The following is a 20484-nucleotide window of genomic DNA, read 5'->3' on the forward strand; positions in this document are numbered from 1 at the left end:
CCCCCTATTAATTTATAATTTAAAATATCCTATTCCAAATAATCCCGGTCCAGTATGGATACTTAATGTTGGAACGATTTGTCCTTCGTAGTAGAACTTTGCTCCTTCAATTAAATCATTCATACTTTCCTTGGCCTTTTCCATTGCGCTTTGATTATCACCGTTTAATAAAACCAAGTAATAGTCTTTGATACCTGATAACTCTTTTTTCACTATATCAATAGCGTGGTTGATGTTTTTCATTGTACCACGATTTTTTTCTACTGTATAATATTCTCCGTCTTCATTACAAGATATTATAAGCTTCAAATTTAATAAATTACCAACGATCCCAGTAATTTTACCTATTCTACCACCTAAAGACAAATATTTTAAAGTATCCAAAGTTATAACTGGTACTGAATCTTTGATTTTTTGTTTCATTTTTTCAATTACAGATTCAAAAGATAACCCTTCGTCGATTAATTTTCTCGCAAATATTGCAAAAAATCCCGTACCAATTGAAATATTTTTTGAGTCAAATACTTCTACTTGCACATCTTCCACTTGATCTTTCGCAAGCATAAATGCATTGTACATTCCACTTAGTTTTGAAGAAATGGAAATGCATATTATCTTGTCAAACCCCTTGTTTTTTATTTCATTTAATTTATTAACGATATCTCCAAGAGATGGGATGGATGTTTTTGGAACTTCTCTATCTATATTTTCATATATATATTTAGGATCAACAGTATAATCATCGTAGGATACATCTGAGTAGTTTATTTGAAGCGGCATCAATTCAATGCCGTATTCTTCTGCTATTTTTGGTGTAATTTCACTACCTGAATCTGTTAAAATTGCTATCTTTCCCATAATATCTCCTAACTAGTCAAGGCTATTAAAATATTCTCTAACTTCTTTTATTTTTCCACAAGTCATCTTTCCTTCTGGACAACTTCCTTTAACACAACCTGGCCCTGCTTTTTTGAAAATTTGTGGACACACTTTTTTCGCTTCAACAAGCATTAGTGTAGCCATTTCTCTGATTTCCCATTGCGCTCTTTGACAACACCTAGCTTCAAAGAAATGCAACAGCTCACGTGCATTCATTGTCATGACAATTTTTGTCTCAGTAGCATTTGAAAACACATATCTTGCATCTTCAATGGAGCTTTTTTCTGACATTGATTTTGCTTTTTTCTCGTCAACACCAGATTCGATTAATCTGTCGTATTCTTCTTGTATCAAAATTTCTGTGAGTTCGTTGTATGCATCAATCGTATGCTTCATGTGTTTCTCGTAGATTTCTAAAGCCTTGGGATTATTTTTTATTTTTGGAGGGATAATATACTCGTAATTATTCGCTCTCACATATCGTTGAGATTTTTGTGAGTAACTTGCTAATCTGTGTCTGACCAATTGGTGGGTCAAAGTTCTAGATACACCCTCAATTGCAAAAGTAAAACTAATGTGTTCGACTGGCGACATGTGCCCCAAATCCATTAATTTGTCTATGAAATTTTCTACATTTTCATCAGTTAGTCCTTCTTCAATCTCCATAACAGAACTATCAGAATAACAAAGTTTTGCACTTGATGCGACAAGCTTTTGTGCATCAGGAGTGTATCTAATTAGATTAACCTTCATTAATTACTTCTCTCCCATATAACTCCATCTCTTGTGTCTTTCAACACAATTCCCATAGATAAAAGTTTATCTCTTATTTCGTCTGCTTTTTTGAAGTCTTTTTCTTTCCTAGCAGCATTTCTTTGTTCAATCAAATCTTCGATTTCAGAATCCAAATCATCGTCTTCTTCTTTGAATAAAATTCCCAAAACATAAGAAATATCATCCATCAATTTCTTAGCTTCAGTTAGTATGTTTTTCGATGTGTTTTCATCGTAATTTTTGTTGATATATTTAATAAAATCAAACAATACACTAATCGCATCCGATGTGTTGATGTCATCATCCATAGCTTGTTCGAATTTTTCTCTGAATGTTTTTATATTATCATCTTTTTCTTCTTTTTCAGAAGAGTTATCCAAAATTCTATTCAAAAATTTCTTAGCAGTATACAATCTTTCCAGAGAGTTTTTTGTAGCAACTAATGTGTCGTGACTGAAATCAATCGGATTTCTGTAGTGAACTGATAACAACCACAATCTAATAACTTCCAAATCAAATTCTTTTTCTATGTCTTTTAATAAGAAGAAATTATTCTTTGATTTGCTCATTTTTTCCTTATCTACAGTTATCATTGAGTTGTGTAGCCAATAATTTGCAAAATGAGCTCCAGTGCATGTTTCTGATTGTGCGATTTCATTTTCGTGGTGTGGGAATTGCAAATCTTCTCCACCAGCGTGAATGTCAATAGTGTCACCCAAAATTGATTTACTCATTACAGAGCATTCCAAGTGCCAACCAGGTCTTCCCATTCCCCATGGACTTTCCCAAGCCGGTTCACTTTCTTCTTTTCTCTTTTTCCACAAAGCAAAATCCATTGGATTTTTCTTTTCGCTATTTACATCAATTCTAGCCCCAGCACGCAAATCATCGATATTTTTCTTGGATAATTTACCATAATCTTTTGCTTTTGTTATATCGAAGTACACATTGCCATCGACATTATATGCTGCACCTTTGTCTTCCAAAGTTTTCACGAATTTAATCATCTCATCGATATATTCAGTAGCCTTTGGATGAATTGTGTCTTCTTCGTCAAAATTAAGTCCAGATACATTATCCAAATAAGCTCCAATGTATTTCTTGGTGATTTCTCTGAAATCTATATCTTCATCTTTTGCTTTATTTATGATTTTGTCGTCGATATCAGTGAAGTTACTTACAAATTTAACACTATATCCTTTGTAAATAAAATATCTTCTCAAAGTATCAAATACCACAATCGGTCTTGCATTTCCAACGTGAATATAATTATAAACTGTAGGACCACATACGTATATACCGACATTTTTTTCTTTTATTGGTTTGAATTCTTCCTTTTTTCGTGTCAGTGTATTGTATAACTTCATATCTTCTCCTATCTATTTAAAGCTTTGTTTATCCTATCTAAAACTTCTTGTTTTCCTAAAACTACCATAATAGAATCCAAGTCTGGTCCGTGAACATTTCCAGTAATTACAGCCCTTGTAGTCATCCACAAATCCTTGCCCTTGATTCCTGTCTTCTTTTGAACTCTCTTCATAACTCCTGATGCAAATTCTTTTTCGATTTCATCAACTGATTCGACTTCTTCTTTTAGTGCATTCATCAATTCGTCTAATTTTTCGTAGTTTAGGAATTCCTTAGCATCATCATCCATTTCGTAATCCTTGAACAAGAATTCAACTTTTTCAGTAATTTCTTGTAAATAATCCAACTCTTCTTTGAATAATGAAGCAATTTCTAATAATTTGTAATCTGGATAATCTTCAGAAATCACACCATCTTCAACCAAGTATGGTTTTAACATTGATGCTAATTTTTCGTTTTCTATTTCTTTTATATAATGTCTGTTAATCCAGTTTAATTTTTCTGTATCGAAAACTCCTCCAGATTTTGAAACTCTACTAAAATCAAATTTATGTTCCAATTCTTCCATCGACATAATTTCTTGGTTATCTTCACTTGACCAACCTACTAGTGCAAGGTAATTATCGATAGTTTCTGGTAAATATCCTTTTGTACGGAAATCTTTGACTGCAACGTCGTCATTTCTCTTGGATAATTTCTTACCTGATTTGTTTAAAACAACTGGTAAGTGAACGAATTCTGGAACATCCCATCCGAAACATTGATACATATACACATGCTTTGCTGTTGAAGAAATCCATTCATCACCACGAACGATATGCGTGATTCCCATCAAATGGTCGTCAACTACAACTGCAAAGTGATAAGTTGGAAATCCGTCTGATTTTATCAACACTTGATCGTCCATATCATTAGTGTTGAAAGTAATCTTACCTTTAATCGCATCGTTAAAAGTGATTTCTTTGTTTTCAGGAAGTTTCAATCTAATAACATATTCTTCGCCGTTTGCAATTCTCTTCTTAGCATCTTCAACACTAATTCCTCTGCAAAGGCCGTCATATTTTGGCATCAAACCATCTGCTTTTTGTTGTGCTTTTACTTGATCCAATCTTTCTTTTGAGCAGAAACAATAATATGCGTAACCCTTTTCGATTAATTCATCGATATATTTTTGGTACAAACCTTGTTTTACTCTGTCAGATTGAACATAAGGACCACATTCTCCAACTTCAGTTACGTTTCCTTCATCATCAAGAACAACTCCTTCGTCCGGATCAAGCCCTGCCCATTTTAATTGTTCCAATAAATTTTCGATAGCACCGTCAACATATCTAGTTCTATCAGTATCTTCAATTCTCAAAAGAAATTTTCCGTTATTTCTTTTAGCATACAAATAATTATATAAAGCTGTTCTAAGTCCACCAATGTGCAAAAATCCTGTTGGACTTGGAGCAAATCTTACTCTTACTTCACTCATAATATCCTCCATAAAAAATAAATTTAACTTATCTTATTATATCACAAATAGCCAAATTCAACATTTATTAATAAACCCAAAGCGATTATTTCGCCAAGTTTTTTACCCAAATTTTCTTTCCAACTAAATACAATCCCAAAACAACCTTGTACAAATCAATCACAGAAATTATCAAATACATCAACACGACATTTAAATCTGTAAACTTTGCCAATAAAAACGAAATCGGATACGAAATCAAAACAATTCCTACAGAATCAAAAAGCAAAGTCAAAATAGTTTTGCCACCACTTCTGAGTGTAAAATATGATGCATTGTATAAAGCAGATATCCACAAAAACGCTCCACCAACTCTAAGCATATTTGTCGCCATCGATTTTACATCATCAGTTGTGTTGTAAAATTCTGGAAAAAGTGGCGCCAAAATAATCAACACAATTCCAACTACAAGTGCTAACATCAACGAGAACACAATTAATTTCCTGTCTGTGTCCACAGCTTCATCGACATTTCCACTACCTAAAAGTCTCCCTACCATAATTGAAATACAATCTCCCATCGCCAAATTAAAAACGATGAAAAGTCCTATAATTGTCTGAGAAATATTGTACGCAGCCAAAGCTTCAATTCCTCTTGTTGAATAAGATTGTGTAATCGCAGCAATCCCTACAGAATACAAAACTTCATTGATAATCAAAGGGATTCCCGCAACAGTTATATTCTTGAAAAGCCCTGTATCGACATGGAAATTTTTGAAAAAATTAGAATAAAATGTAAATCTAAGTTTGTTTTTGTTTGCAAAATAAATAAACAATGAAAGTTCAACAAATCTTGAAATAACAGTCGCAATCGCAGCGCCTTTTGGTCCCAATGCAGGAAATCCTAAAAGTCCGAAAATCAAAACCAAGTTGAACACAAAATTCACTAAAACAGTAATAATCGACGTTATCATCGGAAGTCTAGTTTCGCCATTCACTCTCATTGAGGATGAGATGGATTGTGAAAAAGCAAAAGGTATAAATCCTATAGTCATTATCTTGGTATAATCTAGTGCAAACTTCATAGTCGTATTAATATTTTTTACAGTATCCGTATCTGGATTCATAAATAAATACAATAATTTCTCGCCAAAAACCCAGAAAATTAACACACTAATCACAGAAACGATAAAAGATAACACGATATCAAAATACAAACAGTTTTGTACATTCTTGTAATCTTTCTTACCTGCAAATTGTGCCGCAAAAATACTAGCCGCTGACACAAGTCCAAAAATTGCCAAGTTAAATACAGTAATCAATTGGTTAGCAACAGAAACTCCACTCATCGCAAAAGTTCCAGTCTGTCCAACCATAATATTGTCCAACATATTTACAAACGATGTAATAAGTTGCTGAATAATGATTGGAATTGCTAGTATCAACACACCTTTGTAGAAATTTTTATCCCCGAAAAACTTACACTTCTTTAATACTAAATTCAATCTATCCCTCCTTCAAATTCTTTAAGTAATAATAGTGGCAAAGCTTATTTGTTCCATCAAAGTTTTCATACAGATGTTCACCATAAAATTTGAACCCACATTTTTCAATAACTCTTGCACTCTTTTTATTCTCAACAAAACAACTGCAAGAAACATAATCGTAGTCCAAATCCTTTAGCAAGTGATTTACAAAACACTTTACAACCTTTGTCATAATCCCACGATTCCAATAATTTTTGTTCAGACTGTAGCCAATTTCAACGCCTGTCTTATCTTCAAATTCTGGCTGTTCATACAAGTAATCGTCTTCGTATACTCCAATCATTCCTATCAGTTTGTCTTCCTGAAAAATACCATATTCTAATTTTGAATCGATGAAATCTTTGAGAATTTTCTTGGATTGTTCGATTGTTTTATGTGGTTTCCAGCCCGCAGATGGTCCCACCTCATTTTGCATAGCGTATTCATAAAAATCTCTCAAATATTTCATTTCCAACGCTTTTATTTCTACATCTTCACATTTTAAAATAAAATCTTCGTATTTCATTTGTATCTCCAAGTTTTTTCAATCTATATAATAATATATCTTTAAAAATTGGAAGTCAATCGATTTTAAAACAAGATTTTTTCAAACAAAAAAGAGCCCTTTCGGACTCTTAATTAAATGAATTTTCACGAATTATTTTGTTTTTATTCCAAATTTTTTCATATCTTCATCAACTTCTCCTATTGGAGCAATTCCAAAATTTTCTACCAAAACATTGGCTACATTTGGAGATAAGAATGCAGGAAGAGTTGGTCCAAGATGAATATTTTTAACGCCTAAGCTCAAAAGTGCAAGTAGTACGATTACTGCTTTTTGTTCATACCATGCAATGTTGTAGCTAATTGGCAAATCGTTGATATCATCAAGACCAAAAGCTTTTTGTAAAGCTTGTGCAATTACAACCAATGAATAAGAATCGTTACATTGACCTGCATCTAAAACTCTTGGAATTCCATTGATATCTCCTAAGTTTAATTTGTTGTATCTGTATTTTGCACAACCAGCAGTTAAAATAATTGTGTCATCAGGCAATGCTTTAGCAAAATCTTCGTAGTAATTTCTACCTTTTTGTCTTCCGTCACAACCAGCCATTACTACAAATTGTTGAATATCTCCATTTTTAACAGCTTCAACAACTTTGTCTGCCAAAGCTAAAACTTGATTATGTGCAAATCCACCGACTATTTTACCGTTTTCGATTTCTTTTGGTGAATCACATTTTTTTGCAAGTTCGATTATTTCTGAGAAATCTTTGTGGCCATTTTCATCTGCTACAATGTGTTTCATTCCAGGATATGCTGCAACGCCAGTTGTGAATACTCTATCTTTGTAAGAATCTTTTGGTGGAGTTATGCAGTTAGTAGTCATCAAGATTGGACCATTAAATGATTCGAATTCCTTGTCTTGTAACCACCAAGAATTTCCGTAATTTCCCACGAAATTATCGTATTTTTTGAAAGCTGGATAATAATTTGCAGGTAACATTTCACTGTGAGTGTACACGTCTACTCCTGTGTTTTGAGTTTGTTCCAAAAGCATTTCCATATCTTTCAAATCATGACCTGAAATCAAAATAGCAGGATTGTTTCTAACTCCTATGTTTACTTCTGAAATTTCTGGATTTCCGTAAGCAGATGTATTTGCACTATCCAAAAGAGCCATTGCTGCTGCACCATTTGATCCAGTTTGTAATGTTAAATCTATCAAATCTTCTACGGACAAACTATCGTCCATTAATTTTGCTAACGTACTTTCCATAAATTCGTCTACATTTTCATCGAATTTTCCCAAAACATTAGCGTGTCTATTGTAGGCTGCCATTCCCTTCAATCCGTAAGTAATAAGTTCTCTAAGACTTCTCTTATCGTCATCCAAAGTATTCAAAACACCGATAATTTGTGATTTCAATTTTAATTCATCATCGTCTTTTTCGTTATACAAAGCTGCCTTTGACAAGTTTTCTTTGTCATCTAAGCCCTCGATTAATTTTTGGTTCAAATCGATAGTTTCTTTTACTTTTTCTAACAAATCTTCATAGTAGAAGTTTGCGTTTGTAATTGTAGTAAACAAATTATTGTTGACATAAGAATGTAAATTAGAGATATCTTTGTTTTCTTTTCTCATTCTAGTTAGGATTTCGCCTAATCCTTTTGTAACCCAAACAAGCAAATCTTCGATGTTTGCAACATCTGATGTTTTACCACACACGCCTCGTTTTGTACATGCAATGTTTTTTGCAGTTTCTTGACATTGATAACAAAACATTTCTTCATTTTTTTCAATAGTTTTTTCCATTTTCTTTCCTCCTGATTTTTTCTAACTTATGGTTTAATTATAATTAATTTAAAGTTTGGGTTTCTGTAACATAAGTTACATTTGTTCATTACAATAAGTTTTCCAATTCTTCTCTGTTTTTAATTTTAATTTCAGATCCGTTTAATTCTATAAGACCACTATCTTCCATGCTCAATAATTCCCTTGATAATGAAGGTCTGGTCGTAGCCATAAAATCTGCCATCTGTTGTCTTGTCATTCCAGTTTTTGATACGTCTTTTTTTTCTGTTTGAATTAAAAAAGTTGCGATTTTTTGCCTCAATGAAAAACTAGACAACAATCTTACCTTGCTATTTAAGAAAAATGCTTTTTCTGCAAGAATCGTTATAAGATTAGTCATAATTTTATTTTTAATCGGAGTGGAGTTTTCAGATATATCGAAAAAACTTACAGGAATTTCAAGAATTTCGCAATCAGTGTTGCACACTAATGTAAAATCGCTAATTTTATTCAAATATGAATACACCTCAGCCATTACTTCCCCATGATTTTTGAAAATATTCACCACAGTATTTTTCCCATTAATATCCGTCTTTTCAAGACTGAGCTTTCCACTTTTCAAAACGTAGATTTTATTACAAATATCTCCTGGGGAAAATACGTACGAATTTTTGTTGTATTTGTTTATTATCGAATTTGATTCAATGAGAAATTGCTCAAATTCTTCTTCTGTAAAATTTTTAAAAAGTTTTGAATTTATCATTTAATCACCATTATTTTTATACCCAATAATTTTATATGTACAATAAAAAACGCACCAGAATTTTCATTCTAATGCGTTTGGCTTTAAGCGTATGGTAAATATTTTTTGTCGTCTGAATTGTATTTGGAGATTTCAACTGCTGCTATTGGATTAATTCCCAACGATTTTATGGCTTCTAATGTGTTTTTGATTTCTCCTAATCTTGAATCGTCTTTCTTGTAAAGTACGATTGCGTTTTGAATGTCTTTTGTCAAATCTGTAAGGTCTACTTTTTCTGAAATTGGACTTACAGCGGTAATTTTCTTATCGAAATTTGAATTGTATGCTTTGGCTAAATTTGCTGTGTTTTGATCAAAACTAAACACACCAACATTATCAAAATTATCTATTCTTCTGTTCAATAAGCTCAATGCACTATTTGAATTTTCATTGTAATCATTTGAAAGTACGCTAACTGTTTCAAGTCCCAATTTATTTTGCAATTGTTCTTTACTGAAAATATTAGGATCTTTGTAGTAAGAAGCGAATGCATATGCTAGACCGATTAACATTCCCAAGAACAATCCTATTGCTGTGTCCATTTTATTGACAAGTTGTTTGATTTTCTTCTTGGCATTAGGTGCATCAACGACTTGAATGTTATCTTTTTTCATTGTTTTTTTAGTCAAATCTGTAATAGCTTTTAATGATTCTTCCAATACTTTGTTAGTTTGTTCAGCGCTTTCACTTGAATATTCCATTTCAATAATTGATGTAGATGGAACGCTTTTTACTTTCAAATCTTTCTTTAAATCAGAAGAGCTAACACCATTTCCTACTTTTTCTGCTACTCTATCCAAAACAGAATTTGATTTAATCAATTGTTCAACATTTGAAACCAATTGTGTATTGATCATTGCGTCTACTTTGGAAACAACTGCTCCTTCTTTTTCAAAATCTTCTGGACTTCCCACCATTATTGAAACTTTTGATGAGTAAGAGTCCTTTCCCAAAACATTATTAAAAACATTTGTCAATAACGCACACACAAGCATTATTATTATAATGTGTGGCAATTTTCTAAGTATTGCTTGCCACGCTTCTTTTAAATTTAATTCTTCCAAGTTTATATCTCCTTAACTTTTTTATCTCTTTTACTCAATAACCACATTAAAATTATGCTCATTATCAATCCGTGATATAGAAGTCCTGTAAGTAAATCTACACTAATAAGATTGAACACAGGAACAATAGTTATTGCTATCGCTACCCACAAAGGCATTTTTTTGTATGAGATTTCATCCATAATTCCAATTAACCAACCAGTTACTGCAGAATAAGTTAACATTCCGTAAAAACCAAAGTTAGCGTATCCATTTGCAATGAATCCAGTGTTTACCCAAGTATTTGGATGACCGTAATAAATCATCGAAATCAATGCTTGGATTGGATAATTATATGGATACAATCTTCCACCAAATACCCAAGATTTGTCTGTCAAATACACGAAATCAATGTTTTTGAATGCATCGTAATATCTAAAATGATTATCTGCAGTTACCATGAAGACACGTCTTACAATTACACTTATCGGTTGCCAATTGTCAGTTATCAAATAAAAAGCTAAGCACAAAAATGTAAGCCCCGCTAGTCCCATAGTCATTAAATTTCCAGTGTATTTGTTTCCCTTTACGATAGCTATAAAAATTACCAAAACTGGATAAAATAGCATTGACTTATGTGAAGTAAATCCAAAGAAAAATACTTGGCAAATCAATGTGATTACAGTTCCTAATTTTTTTCTATCCCAAAGGCAGAACACCAACAAAGTTGGGTTGATAATTTTACCATACCAGTTCATAAAATATGCAAATGGTCCTGGGAAGATTACTTCCGCGATTTCCCTTCTAGTGTCGTAAACTTTTCTAAAATCGAAATTCAAATATTTTAGTCCGCCTCGCATTATTATCCAAGTAAACATCAATATTCCAACCAGTGCAAAAGCATAGACAATGAAATTTTCGTTGATTTTTTTATCCGAGAAAGATACTCTCAATTTCGGTGAATTAGCGAAAATTTGCATAGTATAAAACGATGCTATTAACATGTACATATATAATCTGGAGAAATCCTTATAAGGATATATATTTAAACATGGTATGATTATCAAAACATAAAATAGCATCAGATAAAAATCACTGACTCTCTCTACTTTATGCCTTATCGTATAACACATTATCACAACCAAAGCGTACGATTCTATCAATTTGTAAATATTTAAATTGTTTACAAGTCCCATATACGAAAACAACGGACTTATTGCATAAGAGTAGCTCAAATCCAAAAACAATTTAAACATCAATGATAAAAACACAAAAAACCCTTTTGATTGGAACAATGCTTTTATATCATCAGTCATAAAATCCCCTTTTCATTTTTTTACTAGATTAGTATACCATAATTAAACGCGATAATAAACTAATTTACTTTATTTTTAGGGATTTCTCCGTTTTTAAATTGCATAATATTGTCAAAAGTATATTCTCCCATTTGAACTCTCGCAAGTTTAGTAGCATTTCCCAAATGAGGCGCCAATAAAATATTCTTAGCATTTCTCAAATCTTCTGAAATTTTAGGTTCAAATTCGTACACATCCAATGCACAACCAGCAATTTCTCCATTATTTAATGCATTTATCAAATCTTGTTCGCTAATAACTTTGCCACGCGATGCGTTGATTAGAAAAGCTGTTTTTTTCATTTTTGAGAATGCTTTTGCATCTATTAAGTGATACAATTCGTCGCTATAAGCTGTGTGTAAAGTTATTACGTCACTGTTTTCAAGTAAATAATCTAACTCTACTTGCTTTGCTCCATCAACTTCTTTTTTGCTACGATTGTAGAATATCACATCCATGTCAAACGCATTGGCTTTTCTCATAACTTCAGTTCCAATTCTTCCAAGTCCAATTATCCCCAAAGTTTTTCCCTCCAATGTTTCTCCCAAACCATACACAGGCTTCCATCCTTCAAATGAATTATCATAGCAATCAGAATTCATCTTCGTAATATTTCTGAGTAAATCTATTATCAAACCAAAAGTCAATTCTGCAGTCGATTTTGTAGATGCAGATGCTGGTGCGTTTGTGACAATTATTCCTTTTTCTTTTGCGTAATCAATGTCAACATTATCAAAACCAGCGCCGTAATTTGCAATTATTTTCAAATTTTTCGCTGCATCGATAATTTCTGAATCGATTTTTTCACTCAAAGGACATACCAAGGCTTCTGCATCTTTTATTCTTGCTTTCAATTCTTCTTTTGACAAAAAATCCAAACTATCGTGATAATCTACTTCAAAATTTTCTTCGTATTTTTTAATAATTTCTTCAGGGATTCTATTAGTAATCAAAACTTTCATTACATATCCTCCATTTTAATAGTTGCCATTTTTCTATTTTCAAACATCGCCAAATACTTTGCATCCACACTTTTTAATAATTTGAAAGCATCATCAAAGTGATATCTGTAATAATTTTCATAGTGCGCATCGCTACCAACTGAGAATAATTTGCCCTTCATTTTTACGTATTTTTTGAGCGCAAATGTGTAATATTCTAAGTTGTCGTATTGGTACACACTTCTTGTGTTAAGCTCCAATGCTTTTTCATCATTAATGATTTCTGCAAAAACTTTTGTCAAATATTCATCTACAATGTCCATATTTTTAGATTCCAATCTGTTAAGTCTCAATGCATAATCAATGTGTGTTAATACGTCAAAATCCTTGAAATTATTCACAGCTTCCAGCATTTTTTCAAAATAATTTGTAAGAAACTCTCTTTGAGAGTAATCTTCTGGCTTTGGATTCATAAAATCTTTGCCATCGTATTGATGAACTGATAGAAGTTGAATGTCATAATCTCTGCTGTTCACAGTGTTTTTGATTTTCTCTAAGTTTTCGGTTGTGTATCCAATTTCTATTCCTTTTAAGATTTTTTGTGAACTTTTTTGGTTGTGTTCTTCAATCACTTTCGCGTATTTGTCATAATCAATGTCCACATCCTCAACTCTACCATCATTATAGGTAAATCCATAATCCAAGTGTTCAGTTGTTATTATGTCACCTTTGACAAGTTTCAAATAATTCTCAAATTTTTCTTTACTATCAAATGAAAATTCCGTATGACAATGTTGATCTCTATAATACATATAACTCCTTAAATGAACGAAAAGATGCTAAATATTTAGCATCTTTTACAATTATCCTTCTACTATTTTAATACCGCTTGATGCTCCGATTCTGTCTGCTCCATTTTCTATCATAGATAAAGCTTCTTCTCTAGAATGAATTCCACCACTTGCTTTTACCATAGCTTTGTCTCCAACAGTATCTTTCATCAATTTGACATCTTCTACTTTTGCTCCGCCTGTTGAAAAACCTGTAGAAGTCTTCACGAAATCAGCGCCACACTTCACGGAGATTTCACAAGCTTTTTTCTTTTCTTCATCAGTTAATAAACAAGTTTCGATAATTACTTTCAAAACTTTTCCTTTTGTGGCATCTCTTACAGCTTGGATATCTTTTTCAACATAATCATAATCTTGTTCTTTTAATTTGCCAATATTGATAACCATGTCAATCTCATCTGCTCCATCTTCGATTGCTGTCTTTGCTTCAAAAGCTTTTGATTTGATGCTCATAGCTCCAAGCGGAAATCCCACAACAGTGCACACCAAAACGCTTGAATTTTCCAAAGACTTTTTAACCAAAGATGTGTAACAAGAATTTACGCACACGCTTTTAAAATCGTATTTAACTGCTTCTTCGCAGATTTTTTTGATGTCAGCTGATGTTGCATCTGCTTTTAATAAAGTATGGTCGATATATTTATTTAATTCCATATTATTCACCTAATTCTAATGCTATTTCCATCATTTTTGTAAATGATGTTTGTCTTTCTTCAGGAGTAGTTTGCTTATCTGAATGGAATGAGTCAGAAATTGTCAAAATAGTCAAAGCTCTTGCGTTGTTTGCTTTTGCTGTCAAATACAATCCGTAGCTTTCCATTTCAACTGCTAGCACGCCCATTTTTTCCCATTTTTTCCATTCTTCAGATTTTTGGTTGTAGAAAATATCTGCTGAGAATACATTTCCAACATGAACGTCGATGTTTTTTTCTTCTGCAACATTTACTGCTTTTCTCAACAAATCATAATCACAAATCGCTGAAAAAGTTCCTTCCAAATCGAATTGGTGAGCAAAATTGGAATCTGAACAACTTCCCATCGCTATTACGACATCGTACAAATCCAAATCTTTACTGTAAGCTCCTGCTGAACCAATTCTAATTAGATTTTCTACTCCGTATTCGTTGATAAGTTCGTAAGAATAAATTCCTATAGATGGAATTCCCATTCCAGTTCCCATAACAGAAATTTCTTTTCCTTTGTATTTTCCAGTGTATCCGAACATATTTCTAACTGCGTTGAATTGTTTTACATCTTCCAAGAAATTATCTGCAATAAATTTCGCTCTCAATGGATCTCCTGGCAATAAAACTGTTTTTGCGATGTCTCCTTTTTTCGCTTCGATATGTGGTGTTGACATAATTACCTCCTAATAATTTACAATGACAACCTCAAAAATTTTTCTGATATATTTTTGATTGCATTTTTTCTTAAACTGATTTTAACATTATTTCCACTTAAATAAGAGAGAAATCCTGTTTCTCTCTTATTATATCATCAATTTGAACATTTTTGCTATTTTTCAAATCCTGGAACTAATAATCCATAGTTGCCATCTTTTCTCTTGTAAACAACATTTACATTATTAGTTTTTGAATCCAAGAACACGAAGAAATCATGATCGATTAATTCCATTTGCATGATAGCTTCTTCCTTGTCCATTGGTTTGATTCCGAATTCTTTTGTCTTAACGATAGCACCTGTTGGGATTTCTTTGTCGTTGTTTTCTTCAACAGCTTCAAATCTTATTGAATTACTTTCTGTAAATCTCTTTTGTAATTTTGTTTTATGTTTTCTTATTTGTCTTGCTAACGCGTCTTCAACTTTGTCGATAGCTGTTTTAATATCTTCGTTGGATTCTTCCGCCCTTAAAACAACTCCTTTATCTAAAATCATAGTGACTTCAACTCTCGCTTTATCTTTTTCTTTTTTGAATACTACACGAGCTTGTTGTTCGTCATGGAAATATTTATCTAACTTGTGTAATTTAGATTCTGCCATTTGTTTCAAATCATCAGTCAATTTGATATCTTTTGTTACATAATTAAGTTTCATAAAATTCCTCCTGTTTATGAATTAAGAAATAATTTCTTATTTTCTTATTCTATATATACCCAATTTACATTTTTGCAAACGATACTAATCACTAAATTAAAAAACAAAAAACTTCCCCTTACAAATTTTCATTTGCTGGGGAAGTCTTCATTATTTGATATATTTGTCAATAATGTTGATTACTTCTTCAATTTTTTCATCTGCATTATCATTTTCTATTGCATGCTTAACACATGTTCTCATATGTCCATTTAAAATGTCGATGTTCGCTTTTTTCAATTGACCAATACAACTCAAAATCTGAGTGGAAATATCCACACAGTATCTGTCCTCTTCAATCATATTTACAATCGCATCGAGTTGTCCACGAACAGTTTTGATTTTTTTGAGGGCTTTTTGTTTGTGTTCTGTCATTATTTCACAGTAGCCTCAAATCCTATTTCATCAATAGCTTTGATGATGTCATCATCATTAAAATCGCCTTCAACTACGGCTTTTTTGTCTTCTAATGAAACATTTACATCTGTAACTCCATCGACTGATTTACAAGCTTTTGTCACTGATTCCACGCAATGATTGCACACCATATCCAATACTTCAAATTCTTTTTTCATTATTTTTCCTCCTTAAAATTTTTAATTCTTAACGAATTTGTAACTACGGTTACCGAACTGAACGCCATTGCAGCACCTGCTATCATTGGATTCAAAAATCCAAATGCAGCAATCGGAATACCAATAACATTGTAGAAAAACGCCCAGAACAAATTTTGTTTTATTGTTTTTATTACTCTGTGACTTAATCTTATCGCAGTATTAACTTTATTTAAATCGCCATTTATAATTGTGATGTCACTCGCCTCAATCGCAACATCAGTACCAGTTCCAATAGAAAATCCAACATCACTTGTTGCAAGTGCTGGAGCATCGTTTATTCCATCTCCAACCATTCCTACTTTTTTGCCTTGATTTTTCAAATCCAACACTTTATCTGATTTGTCTTTTGGCAAACATTCTGCTATCACATGGTCGATGTTAGCTTTCTCTGCGATATGTTTTGCAGTATTTTCGCTATCACCAGTTATCATATATACATCTATATTATTGTCTTTTAATCTTGAAACAGCTTCTGGTGAGGATTCTTTTATTTTATCTGCAATCAAAATATATCCGTAAAATTCATCGTTCTTTCCAACAAGCACAACTGTATTTCCTTGAGATTGATATTTTTGAATATCTACATTGACATTAATATTATTATCTCTCATCAATTTTTCATTGCCAATATAGTAATTGTCATTATTTATTTTAGCTGAAAGTCCTTTACCAGTAATCGAATCGAAATCTTCAACTTTAAAGAACTCCGAACTATTTTTTTCATATTCTTTAACTATAGCATCTGCAAGTGGGTGCTCTGAGTTTTTTTCAATTGAGGATACGATTTTTAAGAATTCTGTATCTTTTGATTGGTAATCTACAACTTCCGGTTTACCATTTGTTATTGTTCCTGTTTTGTCCAAAATAACTGCATCTATTTTGTTTGCAGTTTCTAAAACTTCAGCACTTTTTATTAGAATTCCAAGCTCTGCGCCTTTGCCGCTTCCTACCATAATAGCTGTAGGAGTTGCAAGTCCCAATGAACAAGGGCACGCTATTACAAGAACTGAAACTGAATTTAACAACGCTCTGTCGAATTGTTTTGTCACAAAATAAGTGATGGCGAATGTAATCACAGCGATTACAATAACAATGGGTACAAAAACAGATGAAATCTTGTCTGCTAGTCTTTGAATTGGCGCTTTGTTGGATTGTGCATCTTCCACTAATTTCACGATTTGACTTAGAACTGTATCTTCACCAATTTTTTTCGCTTCAAACACAAATGATCCATTTTTATTGATCGTAGAACCAATACATTCATCTCCGACTTGTTTTTTCACTGGCATTGATTCCCCAGTAATCATCGATTCATCAATCGATGAGCTTCCTTCAATTATAATTCCATCAACAGCGATTTTCTCTCCTGGTTTTACAAGAATTTTATCTCCAACCATTACATCTTCAATATCAGTTTCGATAGTTTTACCATTTTTTATTACGTTAGCTTTTTTCGCTTGAAGTCCCATTAATTTACTTATAGCATCAGTAGTTCTAGTCTTCGCTCTTTTTTCGAAAACTTTTCCGAGTAAAATCAAAGTGATAACAACAGCAGACGATTCAAAATACAATTGGTCAGATCCTATTAATACATGATAAATCGAGTAGAAGTAGGCAGCACTTGTTCCCAATGCTATTAGAACATCCATGTTTGCTCCTCCACCTCTTAGTGATTTGTATGCATTCACATAATATCTTCTTCCGATGTAGAATTGAACCACAGTTGCCAACGCCCATTGAAAATATCCGTTATTTAAAATCGTGTGAACTCCTGCCATATGAAAAAACATCGCTGAAAACAAAGGAATTGAAAAAATCGCAGAAATTATAAAATCTCTTTTCAATTTTTCGTATTCAGTTATATTTTTTTCGTTAGCTATTTTATTGTCTGTTTTTATTTCTGCAGAATATCCTGCTTTGTCAACTAATCTTTTTACATCAGAATTGGTCTTGTATCCTTCATAAAAACTTACTGTAAGTGAGTTTTGCAACAAATTCACGTTAACATCTTTGAAATTATTTTTGTTCAAAACTTTTTCAATTCTAGATGCACATGACTGACAACTCATTCCTTCGATATCAAACTTCGATGTCTTCACAGGAACATCATATCCCGCTTTTTTTATTTTGCCTACTATAGTTTCTATATCGTATCCTTCTTTTAATTTCAAATATGCGTATTCTTGAAGCAAGTTCACGTTAACTGTGTCGATGTATTCGTATTTACTTAAAACTTTTTCTATTCTAGCCGCACATGATTCACAGCTCATGCCTTGTATTTTTAATTTTATTTCTTCCATTTTTCTCCTTTCTACCCCCCTACTGGTGGTATGGTTATTATATAATATTTAAAATACTTTGTCAAAGATTTGGATTTGGATTATAATATTCATAATAAAATATGGAGGCAGATTATGGATTGGAAAAATTATGAAAATTTAAGCATGTTATCTGATTTCTACGAATTTACAATGATGAATGGATATTTGGAAAACAATATGGAAGATGAATATGCTTATTTTGATTTGTATTTTAGAAGAATTCCAGACAATGGAGGATTTGTTATCGTTGCAGGATTAGAAGAGGTGGTAAAATATATTCAAAATTTGAAGTTTGACGAAAAAGACATCGAATATTTCAAAAGCAAGAATATGTTCAGCGAAAAATTCTTAGATTATCTTAGAAATTTCAAATTTGAATGCGATGTTTGGGCAATGCCTGAAGGTTCAGTTGCATTTCCTAACGAACCTTTGATGATAGTTCGTGGACCTGCTCCACAAGCGCAATTGATAGAAACTTTCGCACTTTTATCAATCAATCATCAATCATTGATTGCAACTAAAACGAATAGAATTGTTCATGCAGCTGAAGGAAGAGTTGTTATGGAATTTGGCGCAAGACGTGCGCAAGGTGTGGATGCTACAGTTCTGGGTGCAAGAGCAGCTTTCATAGGTGGCGCTACTGCTACAAGCAATACTTTAACAGATATCACTTACGATGTTCCTGCTTTTGGTACAATGGCTCACTCATGGATTATGATGTTTGATTCAGAATACGAAGCTTTCAAAAAATACGCAGAAATTTTCCCAAATTCTTGCTCACTTTTAGTGGACACTTACAACGTTTTAAAATCCGGTGTTCCAAATGCGATAAAAGTTTTCGACGAAGTTTTGAAACCTCGTGGAATTAAGAATATGTCCATCAGAATTGACAGTGGTGACCTTGCTTATTTATCAAAACAAGCCCGTAAAATGTTGGATGATGCTGGATATGAAAACTGTCAAATCATGGCAAGTAATTCACTTGATGAATACACAATCGCTGATTTGATTGAACAAGGAGCAAAACTAGATGGATTTGGCGTTGGTGAAAGATTAATAACTGCAAAATCAGATCCAGTTTTAGGCGGCGTGTACAAATTATGTGCGGTTGAAAAACCTAACGGAGAAATCATCCCTAAAATTAAAATCAGTGAAAATATCGAAAAAATCACAACTCCTGGATTCAAAACAGTTTACAGAATTTACGACAAAAGTAGCGGCAAAGCAGAAGCCGATTTAATAACTCTTCACGATGAAAAAATCGACGAATCAAAGGATTTGGAAATCTTCCACCCTATTCACACTTGGAAGAGAAAAACATTAACCAACTTCACAACAAAAGAATTGTTGGTTAGAGTGTTTGATAAGGGAGAATTGGTATACGAACTTCCAACATTAGATAAAATAATCGAAAGAAAAAATGAACAAATTGCTGAACAATGGGAAGAAGTAAAAAGATTTGAACATCCTCATTTGTTCCACGTCGATTTGTCACAAAAATTGTGGGATATAAAATACAATTTATTAATGCAAAGCAAATAGTAAATTTAGCACAACCATAAAATTTTGGTTGTGCTTTTTTGCAATTAAAAATCCACATGCATGACATGTGGATAAGATTTAGATATCGTATTGTACTAAAGTATTGATGTAATAATTTTTGTTAACATCTCTTCCGCCAAGTTCAGTAAGTTCAATCAAAAATTCCATAGCAGTGATTTCGCCACCGTTTTTTTCAACTAACTTAGCTACTGCATTCACAGTTCCACCTGTTGCCAATAAGTCGTCAACTATAGCAACTTTGTCGCCTTCATGAATCGCGTCTCTGTGTACTTCTAATTTGTCGGTACCATATTCCAAATCATAAGAATACTCTGACACTTCTCCAGGAAGTTTTCCAGGTTTTCTAACAGGAACAAATCTAACTCCAAGCGCATATGCTACAGCTGATCCGAACAAGAATCCTCTAGCTTCTGGAGCTGCTATCACAGTTATCCCTTTGTCTTTTAAGTCTTCTACCATAAGGTCTACTGCGTATTTATAGGCTTCTTTGTCATTTAACAATGTAGTAATGTCTTTGAATGAGATTCCTTCTTTTGGAAATCCGTCTATAACTCTAATTTTCTCTTTTAAATCCATTTTCATCACCGTTTCTTTTT

The 20484-nt window shown here is 32.6% G+C and carries 20 protein-coding genes; 1 reads left to right on the forward strand and 19 read right to left on the reverse strand.

Annotation, left to right across the window (positions count from 1 at the left end; genetic code table 11):
- Positions 1 to 12: 12 nt before the first annotated feature.
- The 18 genes from GKG01_RS04515 to GKG01_RS04600 all read right to left on the reverse strand — a co-directional run bounded on the left by GKG01_RS04515 (position 13) and on the right by GKG01_RS04600 (position 18304).
- Positions 13 to 858 (reverse strand): DegV family protein, encoded by an 846-nt coding sequence (locus tag GKG01_RS04515; RefSeq protein ID WP_154271636.1) that lies wholly within the window; start codon positions 856 to 858, stop codon positions 13 to 15.
- 12 nt (positions 859 to 870) lie between these two features.
- Positions 871 to 1632 carry an FAD-dependent thymidylate synthase gene (thyX, locus tag GKG01_RS04520; RefSeq protein ID WP_094205377.1) on the reverse strand — a complete coding sequence of 254 codons (762 nt, stop codon included), beginning with the start codon at positions 1630 to 1632 and terminating at the stop codon, positions 871 to 873.
- The gene (gene cysS, locus GKG01_RS04525; protein ID WP_154271637.1) at positions 1632 to 3020 is read right to left on the reverse strand and encodes a cysteine--tRNA ligase; all 1389 of its coding nucleotides are present in this window, start codon (positions 3018 to 3020) and stop codon (positions 1632 to 1634) included. Before cysS ends, thyX begins: the two co-directional genes overlap by 1 nt.
- An 8-nt stretch (positions 3021 to 3028) precedes the next feature.
- Positions 3029 to 4498 carry a glutamate--tRNA ligase gene (gene gltX, locus GKG01_RS04530; protein WP_154271638.1) on the reverse strand — a complete coding sequence of 490 codons (1470 nt, stop codon included), beginning with the start codon at positions 4496 to 4498 and terminating at the stop codon, positions 3029 to 3031.
- 85 nt (positions 4499 to 4583) lie between these two features.
- The gene (locus GKG01_RS04535) at positions 4584 to 5981 is read right to left on the reverse strand and encodes an MATE family efflux transporter (protein ID WP_154271639.1); all 1398 of its coding nucleotides are present in this window, start codon (positions 5979 to 5981) and stop codon (positions 4584 to 4586) included.
- Position 5982: 1 nt separating this feature from the next.
- Complete coding sequence (locus tag GKG01_RS04540; protein WP_154271640.1) at positions 5983 to 6528, reverse strand: GNAT family N-acetyltransferase; 546 nt, start codon at positions 6526 to 6528, stop codon at positions 5983 to 5985.
- Positions 6529 to 6660: 132 nt separating this feature from the next.
- Positions 6661 to 8322, reverse strand: a complete 1662-nt coding sequence (hcp, locus tag GKG01_RS04545) for a hydroxylamine reductase (protein WP_154271641.1) — start codon at positions 8320 to 8322, stop codon at positions 6661 to 6663.
- A gap of 88 nt (positions 8323 to 8410) precedes the next feature.
- Positions 8411 to 9064, reverse strand: a complete 654-nt coding sequence (locus tag GKG01_RS04550; protein ID WP_154271642.1) for a Crp/Fnr family transcriptional regulator — start codon at positions 9062 to 9064, stop codon at positions 8411 to 8413.
- 83 nt (positions 9065 to 9147) lie between these two features.
- Positions 9148 to 10167 carry a Wzz/FepE/Etk N-terminal domain-containing protein gene (locus tag GKG01_RS04555; RefSeq protein ID WP_154271643.1) on the reverse strand — a complete coding sequence of 340 codons (1020 nt, stop codon included), beginning with the start codon at positions 10165 to 10167 and terminating at the stop codon, positions 9148 to 9150.
- A gap of 2 nt (positions 10168 to 10169) precedes the next feature.
- On the reverse strand, positions 10170 to 11462 hold the full coding sequence (locus tag GKG01_RS04560) for a hypothetical protein (protein WP_094206867.1): 1293 nt from the start codon (positions 11460 to 11462) through the stop codon (positions 10170 to 10172).
- A 59-nt stretch (positions 11463 to 11521) separates the two neighbouring features.
- The gene (locus GKG01_RS04565) at positions 11522 to 12463 is read right to left on the reverse strand and encodes a 2-hydroxyacid dehydrogenase family protein (RefSeq protein ID WP_154271644.1); all 942 of its coding nucleotides are present in this window, start codon (positions 12461 to 12463) and stop codon (positions 11522 to 11524) included.
- Positions 12463 to 13254 carry a PHP domain-containing protein gene (locus GKG01_RS04570; RefSeq protein ID WP_154271645.1) on the reverse strand — a complete coding sequence of 264 codons (792 nt, stop codon included), beginning with the start codon at positions 13252 to 13254 and terminating at the stop codon, positions 12463 to 12465. Before GKG01_RS04570 ends, GKG01_RS04565 begins: the two co-directional genes overlap by 1 nt.
- 51 nt (positions 13255 to 13305) lie before the next feature.
- Entirely contained in the window at positions 13306 to 13947 is a 642-nt protein-coding gene (gene deoC / locus GKG01_RS04575; protein WP_154271646.1) for a deoxyribose-phosphate aldolase, read from the reverse strand.
- 1 nt (position 13948) lies between these two features.
- Positions 13949 to 14653 (reverse strand): purine-nucleoside phosphorylase, encoded by a 705-nt coding sequence (gene deoD, locus GKG01_RS04580; protein WP_002835475.1) that lies wholly within the window; start codon positions 14651 to 14653, stop codon positions 13949 to 13951.
- Positions 14654 to 14808: 155 nt separating this feature from the next.
- The gene (gene raiA, locus GKG01_RS04585) at positions 14809 to 15348 is read right to left on the reverse strand and encodes a ribosome-associated translation inhibitor RaiA (RefSeq protein ID WP_094209488.1); all 540 of its coding nucleotides are present in this window, start codon (positions 15346 to 15348) and stop codon (positions 14809 to 14811) included.
- 150 nt (positions 15349 to 15498) lie between these two features.
- Positions 15499 to 15762, reverse strand: coding sequence for a metal-sensing transcriptional repressor (locus GKG01_RS04590; RefSeq protein ID WP_002841343.1), 264 nt, complete (start codon positions 15760 to 15762; stop codon positions 15499 to 15501).
- Positions 15762 to 15962 carry a heavy metal-associated domain-containing protein gene (locus tag GKG01_RS04595; protein ID WP_154271647.1) on the reverse strand — a complete coding sequence of 67 codons (201 nt, stop codon included), beginning with the start codon at positions 15960 to 15962 and terminating at the stop codon, positions 15762 to 15764. The genes GKG01_RS04590 and GKG01_RS04595 overlap by 1 nt, the downstream gene beginning before the upstream one ends.
- Positions 15962 to 18304 (reverse strand): heavy metal translocating P-type ATPase, encoded by a 2343-nt coding sequence (locus GKG01_RS04600; protein ID WP_154271648.1) that lies wholly within the window; start codon positions 18302 to 18304, stop codon positions 15962 to 15964. The genes GKG01_RS04595 and GKG01_RS04600 overlap by 1 nt, the downstream gene beginning before the upstream one ends.
- 114 nt (positions 18305 to 18418) lie before the next feature.
- Between GKG01_RS04600 and GKG01_RS04605 the strand changes: the two genes are divergently transcribed.
- Positions 18419 to 19867 carry a nicotinate phosphoribosyltransferase gene (locus GKG01_RS04605; protein ID WP_154271649.1) on the forward strand — a complete coding sequence of 483 codons (1449 nt, stop codon included), beginning with the start codon at positions 18419 to 18421 and terminating at the stop codon, positions 19865 to 19867.
- 78 nt (positions 19868 to 19945) lie between these two features.
- On the opposite strand, the gene GKG01_RS04610 is transcribed toward GKG01_RS04605, so the two are convergent.
- Entirely contained in the window at positions 19946 to 20464 is a 519-nt protein-coding gene (locus GKG01_RS04610) for an adenine phosphoribosyltransferase (RefSeq protein ID WP_154271650.1), read from the reverse strand.
- Between the last annotated feature and the right edge of the window lie 20 nt (positions 20465 to 20484).

It is taken from the genome of Finegoldia sp. BIOML-A4 (assembly GCF_009679635.1).
Lineage (GTDB): Bacteria > Bacillota > Clostridia > Tissierellales > Peptoniphilaceae > Finegoldia > Finegoldia magna.

Excerpts from the sequence above, each read along its gene's own strand:
- GKG01_RS04515 (WP_154271636.1), bottom strand. The coding sequence starts at position 858 with ATGGGAAAGATAGCAATTTTAACAGATTCAGGTAGTGAAATTACACCA.
- thyX (WP_094205377.1), bottom strand. The coding sequence starts at position 1,632 with ATGAAGGTTAATCTAATTAGATACACTCCTGATGCACAAAAGCTTGTC.
- cysS (WP_154271637.1), bottom strand. The coding sequence starts at position 3,020 with ATGAAGTTATACAATACACTGACACGAAAAAAGGAAGAATTCAAACCA.
- gltX (WP_154271638.1), bottom strand. The coding sequence starts at position 4,498 with ATGAGTGAAGTAAGAGTAAGATTTGCTCCAAGTCCAACAGGATTTTTG.
- GKG01_RS04540 (WP_154271640.1), bottom strand. The coding sequence starts at position 6,528 with ATGAAATACGAAGATTTTATTTTAAAATGTGAAGATGTAGAAATAAAA.
- hcp (WP_154271641.1), bottom strand. The coding sequence starts at position 8,322 with ATGGAAAAAACTATTGAAAAAAATGAAGAAATGTTTTGTTATCAATGT.
- GKG01_RS04550 (WP_154271642.1), bottom strand. The coding sequence starts at position 9,064 with ATGATAAATTCAAAACTTTTTAAAAATTTTACAGAAGAAGAATTTGAG.
- GKG01_RS04560 (WP_094206867.1), bottom strand. The coding sequence starts at position 11,462 with ATGACTGATGATATAAAAGCATTGTTCCAATCAAAAGGGTTTTTTGTG.
- GKG01_RS04565 (WP_154271644.1), bottom strand. The coding sequence starts at position 12,463 with ATGAAAGTTTTGATTACTAATAGAATCCCTGAAGAAATTATTAAAAAA.
- GKG01_RS04570 (WP_154271645.1), bottom strand. The coding sequence starts at position 13,254 with ATGTATTATAGAGATCAACATTGTCATACGGAATTTTCATTTGATAGT.
- deoC (WP_154271646.1), bottom strand. The coding sequence starts at position 13,947 with ATGGAATTAAATAAATATATCGACCATACTTTATTAAAAGCAGATGCA.
- deoD (WP_002835475.1), bottom strand. The coding sequence starts at position 14,653 with ATGTCAACACCACATATCGAAGCGAAAAAAGGAGACATCGCAAAAACA.
- raiA (WP_094209488.1), bottom strand. The coding sequence starts at position 15,348 with ATGAAACTTAATTATGTAACAAAAGATATCAAATTGACTGATGATTTG.
- GKG01_RS04590 (WP_002841343.1), bottom strand. The coding sequence starts at position 15,762 with ATGACAGAACACAAACAAAAAGCCCTCAAAAAAATCAAAACTGTTCGT.
- GKG01_RS04595 (WP_154271647.1), bottom strand. The coding sequence starts at position 15,962 with ATGAAAAAAGAATTTGAAGTATTGGATATGGTGTGCAATCATTGCGTG.
- GKG01_RS04600 (WP_154271648.1), bottom strand. The coding sequence starts at position 18,304 with ATGGAAGAAATAAAATTAAAAATACAAGGCATGAGCTGTGAATCATGT.
- GKG01_RS04605 (WP_154271649.1), top strand. The coding sequence starts at position 18,419 with ATGGATTGGAAAAATTATGAAAATTTAAGCATGTTATCTGATTTCTAC.
- GKG01_RS04610 (WP_154271650.1), bottom strand. The coding sequence starts at position 20,464 with ATGGATTTAAAAGAGAAAATTAGAGTTATAGACGGATTTCCAAAAGAA.